Raw genomic sequence first — 6,341 nt, 5'->3', positions numbered from 1 at the left:
AAAACCTTATCCTTAGCCTAGGAGGCAAGGGCTACGTAGGTAAAACAAGAGGCGGCGCTATCAATGCAGGGTTTGAGATTATGTTTTAAATTTTAAGAGGAAAGCAAGCCCTAGCTCACACATCTATAAAATCAAATCCTATACTTAAAATTTCAGGGGCGAGAGATTTCTCGCCCCTTTTTAAATTTAGATGCTACGCACTAGATAAATTTCATAGCTTCGCTCTTATGCAGATAATGATCTTATTAAACGCGCCGTATCCGCCCGCGTAAAATTTTACCGCAAGCGGCGTAAGATAATTCATAAAATTCTATGCTTTCTATGCCGCTTTAAAATTTGCAATACAAAATTTCAGATTAAAATTTACGGCAAAATTTCACGGCGAGGGTGCAATCTAATGAGTGAAAGCGGAGCCTTGCGAGTGAATGTCGAATTTGCTAGTAAGAGTAGAGTCTCACAAGCAAACGCAGAGTCTCAAGCAAAGATGAAATCCTGCAGTAAGAACAGAATCCCGCAGCAAAAGTAAAGCAGATAAAATTTCATCATAAAATTCCGCCGCCCATATGCCGCCTACTTTTTTGTGATTTTATAGAGTAAATTTCCGATGCTTTGTATGATCTGCACGAGCACGATCAGGATCACGACTGTATATGTCATTATATCGGGGCGGAAGCGCTGAAAGCCGTAGCGGATCGCCACGTCGCCGAGCCCACCACCGCCGACCGTGCCCGCCATCGCCGTAAATCCGATGATGACGATGAGCGTGAGCGTAATCGCACCGATGATGCTAGGTAGCGCCTCGACGAACATCACGCGAAAGATAATCTGCGTCTTGCTCGCGCCGAAGCTCTTCGCCGCCTCGATCACGCCGCTATCGACCTCCAGCAGCGCACTTTCGATGAGCCGCGCGATAAAGGGCGCTGAGCCGATAGTAAGCGGCACGATCGCCGCGGTGGTGCCGATACTCGCGCCCACAAGAAGCTTTGTAATTTGGCGATACGAAATTTCAGATTAAAATTTGCCTAGCATTCAAACTTGAAATTTTAAGAAATCAAGCAATTTAAATTTAGATTTCTTAAATTTAATACTATAAAATTTTAGCCTTTGCGGTTACGGATTTTATTTTGAGTTCGTAAATTTTCATGCGCTTTAATGATGCTCTGGAGGCAAATTCCACGCGCGACATGTAGTTTGGGGTGTATTTTTCGCAAAGTATCCGCAGGGCGTAAATTTTACGCTCGTCATCTAACACTTCGTTTGCTTCGCAAATGGCGATCGCGCTGCGGTACTCCGTCGTATAAACTCTAGAGCCTAAAGCGGCAGCGTCGTTTGCGATAGATCGGTATTCTTCGTCGCTTGGGGTAGGAACGCGGTTATAGCTAACAAAAACCGCCGTTACCGCGCGTCCGTTTTGAAAGAGTTTTGCCTTTGTGCCGGCAGGAGCGCCGTGGATATAAATAACGTCCGCATCGCGCACCAGCGAGATAGGCACGCTAAAAATTTCGCCGCTATCATCTATGCAGCTAAGCGTAGCATATTCGCTCTCGTCGATGATTTTTAACGCCTCATCTTCGCTTAGCTGCCTATCTCGTCTGCGCATTTAGTCCATCTGGTTGCGTAAGAATGCGGGCTCATCGAGCTCGTCGTAGGTTTCGTCTCCGTTAAAATCGCCGCTACTTACCTTTTGTCTAGAAAAGATAGAATTTCGACCCATGCTCTCTAAAAGCGCCTTCCTGCGATCTGCTACGTTATCGCTGGCGACCTGCTTTTTTTCCTCGATGCTCCTTTCAAAGCCGGTGGCAATGAGAGTAACCTCGACGCGGTTATTTTCCATCTTAGGATCGGTGGTGGTGCCCCAGGTAACGTCGGCATCCTTATCCACGGTATCTTCGATGATATTCATCGCGGATTCGATCTCAAGCAAGGAGCAATCAGGCGACATCTTAAAATGCACTAGCACACCCATAGCGCCGTGGATGGAGGTATTGTCCAAAAGCGGAGATTGGATCGCACTTTTTAGCGCTTCTTCTGCCGCGCCATCACCTTCGCTAACGCCGATACCCATAAGCGCCAAACCGCGGTGCGTCATTACCTTTTTTACGTCGGCATAATCGACGTTAATATCGCTATCGCCGGACTCTAAGATCACGGAGATCATACCGTTTACGGCTTGAAATAGGACATTATCTACGATTTTAAAGGCATCTTTTAGGCCGGTTTTTTTATCGATGATCTTTAATAAATTTTGATTTGGGATAACGATTATGGAATCGCACTCTTTTTTAAGCTCTTCAAGACCCTCTTGTGCTAATCGCATGCGCTTTTTACCCTCAAAACCGAAAGGGGTGGTAACGACGCCGATAGTTAGCGCTTTTTTCTCTTTCGCAGCTTTAGCTACGATAGGCGCAGCGCCCGTGCCGGTACCGCCGCCTAGACCTGAGCCCACAAAAACGATATCGGAGTAGTCCAAGCGGTCCTTAAGATCGTCGTAGTTCTCCTCCGCAGCCATCTTAGCAAGCGCCGGATCCATACCGCAGCCAAGGCCTTTGGTGGTGTTTTCGCCTAGTAAAATTCTAGTATTTGCGATCGATTTTTCTAAAGCCTGTGCATCGGTGTTAGCCACCATTAGTTCGACGTCTGTTTTAGTAAAACCCTCGCGAATCATATGATTGATCATATTGCATCCGCCGCCGCCGACGCCGATCACCTTCATCTTAGCACCATAGATGCCCTTTCTTTCTTCCATGCTGTATCCTTTCACGAGTATCTCCTTAGCTTAAAATTTAAAACCAATTTTTCATAGATGACCAAATTTTATTGAAAAAATTCTGTCCGTCTTTTTTGGGAAGTTGGATATTTAGATCCTCCTTCTTAGCCGCACCGCTATCCGCCCTGACGCCCTCTTTTTCTATCGCCTTGCTGACCTCTTTTTCATAATATTCGTTCACATTTCGTTTCGGAGCCTTGTTTATAACTTCGTCTTTGTAGCGGAGTTTGCCGTTAGAGTCCATCTCGTAAGGGGTGAATTCGCCGAAACCATACATGCAAAGTCCTAGTGCGCAAGAATTTGAAATATCATCAGCAATCTCGTGCAGACCGCCCACGCTCTTTGCTCTCGCAACCCTAACGGAAGTATTATCAAAAACTATTGCCGCTAAATCGCGCACATCGTCTAGCTTCGCCATGCCGCCGGTGATGACGATACCTGCGCCTATGCGGTCTTTATAGCCGCTTCTTTCGATCTTATCGGCTATCATATCGAAGGTTTCTTTAACACGAGCGAGGATGACTTGAGAGATGATCTCGAGGCTTATGATGTGGTTTTCCGACTCGCTATCTCCTAAAGCAGGCAATTCAACTTCACTATTGCCTTGATTAATCAGATCGTTATAGGTGATCTTTATGTTTTCCGCATATGGAAGCGGCGTATGTAGTGCGCGCGATAGATCGTTAGTAACGTTATTGGAGCCAAACATCACAACATCGTTATAACGCAAGGAATTCCCCAGGTGGATGACTATATCACACGTAGCGCCGCCCATATCAATCAGCACGACGCCTAGCTCTTTTTCATCTTTGCTAAGCGTAGATATAGATGATGCGTAGCCTGAAAGGACGATATTATCGACCTTAACGCCCGCCATCTCGACGGATTTTTTTAAATTTTTAATAGAGCTTTCCGGCGCGATAACGATATGGGTAGATACCTCCAGGCGGGTGCCACTCATACCGAGGGGATCCTCGATGTGTTCCTGCTCATCAACTCTGAAATCATACGGAAGCACATGCAAGATTACGCTATCGCTAGGCACATTTGCTTGCGCTTCGGCAACCTGCATAGCGCGCTTGATTTCATCCAGTCCAATCTCATTTTCCATAGTTATGACACCGCGAGATTTAACGCTTTTGGCGTATGAGCCCGAGATAGATATAATGGCTTTATCATAGCTTCTACCAGCGCCTTTTACTGCTGCTTTCACCGCCTGCTTTATTGAGCCCGCGGCCTGCTCTATGTTTGTTATGACGCCCTTTTTGATACCTAAAGTATCGGCTCCGCCAACGCCTAAGACCGTAAAAATGCCATCATTTTTAGCGATTATCGCGCGAATTTTAGTTGAGCCTATATCTAGACCTAAAATATACTCACTCACTGTCTCTACCTTTAAAATATCTTTCGGTTTTATAGCGCTTTTCTAGCATTTTGGTTAGATCATCTTGCAGATTAGAATTTAATAACGTGGTTATTCTATCGGCGACGATCGCTTTTTCTTTATCTATCTCTTCGCTGCTACCTAGGCTCTGCTGTGAAATTTTATACACTACGGCTTTATTACCAAACATCACTATCCCTTCTTTGGCAGGCCTATTAAACATATCAATAAGAAATTTATAAAATTCGTCATCGCTTAGCTTGGTGTTGTTTTTACTATTTAGAGATAAGGTGCCGAAATCTTCGCCTTTGAAATTTTTAAGCGCATCTTGGGCTCTTTTTTCAAGTAGCTCTTTACGTTTTTTCGTTTCAAATTCTTTAGAAGCTAAAGACTTAGCCTCTTCAAAGCTCATCTGCCTAGGCTGCTCTACGCCGTTCAGTTTAGCAATCAGATATCCGCCTTTGTACTCGAAAGGCTTGATGACATCTCCTGGCTTTGCCACCTCAATCTCAGATATTGGAAAATTGCTAGCCGTAGCAACTATGGTTTCATTAGTATCGATTTTGCCTTTTTTAATATCTGGAAAATCTTTTTTTGCAATTTTTTTAGCCTGATCCATTCGGTAATCTTTTAAGACATTAGGTTTGGCTTCTGCAAAATCCAATAATTTATCATCCAGGCTTCTATACTCGCCTCTGTGCTCTTCATAAAATTTACTTAGTTCCGTCTCATTCACGTCGGCTTTACTAGGCGCCACGAAATAGGCCCCTAGATTATATTTTTTCTCGGTCATAAAGTGCGATTTCTCGCCTTCCCAAAATTTCTTTAGCTCGTCGTCGTTAAAAGTGACGTTAGCATCGGCGTAGATTATCTCTGCAGAAACCTTATCCTGCATCAGCTGTGATGCTGCAAATACTTCTACGATCTTAGGGCTAGGCGTTATTTTTAGTGCTTTGCCGAGCTTTTCTAAAGTTAGGACCTTTTGTAGATTGCGCTCAAATTCCTTTTTAGTAAGTCCTGAATTCCTTACGACATTATCGTAAAGTTCCTTACTAAATGCGCCATTTTCTTGGAAATTCGGCGAGTTTAGCACAAATTCCGCCACATCTTTATCACTAGCCTGAATGCCTAAGTCTTTAGCAAAATTTAGAAAATACGCTTCGCCGATTAACTGATCTACTGCGATCTGATCTAGATGCATATTTTTGGCTTGTTCTTGAGTAAATTGCCCATCGCTCATAGCGTTTAATCTATTGTATAACTCGGTTGATTTTATCTTATATTCTTGATTGGTTATGGAAATCTGCCCTACTCTAGCGATTGAGCCTGCGCGGTTAGCGTTCATATCATATGCGCCCCAGCCGACGAAGCCTGCGCCCACGAAAGCTATCGTGCTTATCCAAATAGTCGGTATAAGCGACTTCTTATGCTTTTGCATCCATTCTATCATCTAAATCCTTAAATAGCTAACTAAAGAAAATTTTTGTTAGTAATTATACAGATAAAACCTTATGTAAGGCTGAAAAATAGGCATTTTTAGCGAATTATAACGCGTTAGTAAATGATTTGGTATACATTAATCTTAGCTTAGCAAAAGCAGCTTTGAACTCATTTCTAAAATCGCTATTTTTTTTGCCATTTGCTGCGCGCTCCTTGCATGGGCAAAAACCCCATAGCCGCGAATCACCATTATATCGCTATTTTCATTTATCATATAGTTACAAATTTCGTACGGCGCGCGCTCGTGCCAGTCGTCGTAGTTCTTAGGATCGTAAATTTCAATGCGCTTAAATTTGCTCACCCCAAAGTAATCTCGCGGCAAAATAAAATCATGCTCCAGCGTATATGCGACGAGATACGGCGGTGTCGCGTAGGTTACGAATTTCGCCTCTTTTATATTTTTGTAGATATTTATATGTATGTCGCTATCGATGCTAGCATCCTGCCAGCGGTAGTCTTTTTTTGAAAACAGCGTTATAAAATCATCTCTATCCAGGCTATCGAAAATCGCGTCTTTTTTGTTGATCAAGAACTGATTTTCTTTAATTTTTGCTGAAATCGAGCCGTGAAAGATCCCAAAAAGCCTATCTCTAAACATCGAAAGCGAAATTTTGCGCAAAATTTCATAATAATACTCGTCCATCTCTCGCCTTTGTAAAAAATTTCGCTATTATATAAGATTAGAAATTT

At 43.4% G+C, this 6,341-nt stretch carries 5 protein-coding genes and 1 pseudogene; all 6 read right to left on the bottom strand.

Going from position 1 to position 6,341, the window contains the following annotated elements; all coding sequences use genetic code 11:
• Window positions 1-570 precede the first annotated feature (570 nt).
• A pseudogene (locus Q0144_RS07485) lies at window positions 571-990 on the bottom strand (ABC transporter permease subunit); the annotation flags it as partial.
• 97 nt (window positions 991-1,087) lie between these two features.
• The gene (locus Q0144_RS07480; RefSeq protein ID WP_298062958.1) at window positions 1,088-1,600 is read right to left on the bottom strand and encodes a pyridoxamine 5'-phosphate oxidase family protein; all 513 of its coding nucleotides are present in this window, start codon (window positions 1,598-1,600) and stop codon (window positions 1,088-1,090) included.
• Window positions 1,601-2,761 carry a cell division protein FtsZ gene (ftsZ, locus tag Q0144_RS07475; RefSeq protein ID WP_040303139.1) on the bottom strand — a complete coding sequence of 387 codons (1,161 nt, stop codon included), beginning with the start codon at window positions 2,759-2,761 and terminating at the stop codon, window positions 1,601-1,603.
• A 22-nt stretch (window positions 2,762-2,783) separates the two neighbouring features.
• Window positions 2,784-4,151, bottom strand: a complete 1,368-nt coding sequence (gene ftsA, locus Q0144_RS07470) for a cell division protein FtsA (RefSeq protein ID WP_298062956.1) — start codon at window positions 4,149-4,151, stop codon at window positions 2,784-2,786.
• Window positions 4,144-5,601, bottom strand: coding sequence for a peptidylprolyl isomerase (locus tag Q0144_RS07465; RefSeq protein ID WP_298062954.1), 1,458 nt, complete (start codon window positions 5,599-5,601; stop codon window positions 4,144-4,146). Before Q0144_RS07465 ends, ftsA begins: the two co-directional genes overlap by 8 nt.
• A 132-nt stretch (window positions 5,602-5,733) precedes the next feature.
• Window positions 5,734-6,294, bottom strand: coding sequence for a class II aldolase and adducin N-terminal domain-containing protein (locus Q0144_RS07460; protein WP_295152874.1), 561 nt, complete (start codon window positions 6,292-6,294; stop codon window positions 5,734-5,736).
• Window positions 6,295-6,341 lie beyond the last annotated feature (47 nt).

It is taken from the genome of uncultured Campylobacter sp. (assembly GCF_938045345.1).
Classification (GTDB): Bacteria; Campylobacterota; Campylobacteria; order Campylobacterales; family Campylobacteraceae; genus Campylobacter_B.
The sequence above is the reverse complement of the archived record's forward strand: the minus strand, read 5'-3'. Positions and strand labels throughout refer to the sequence as shown.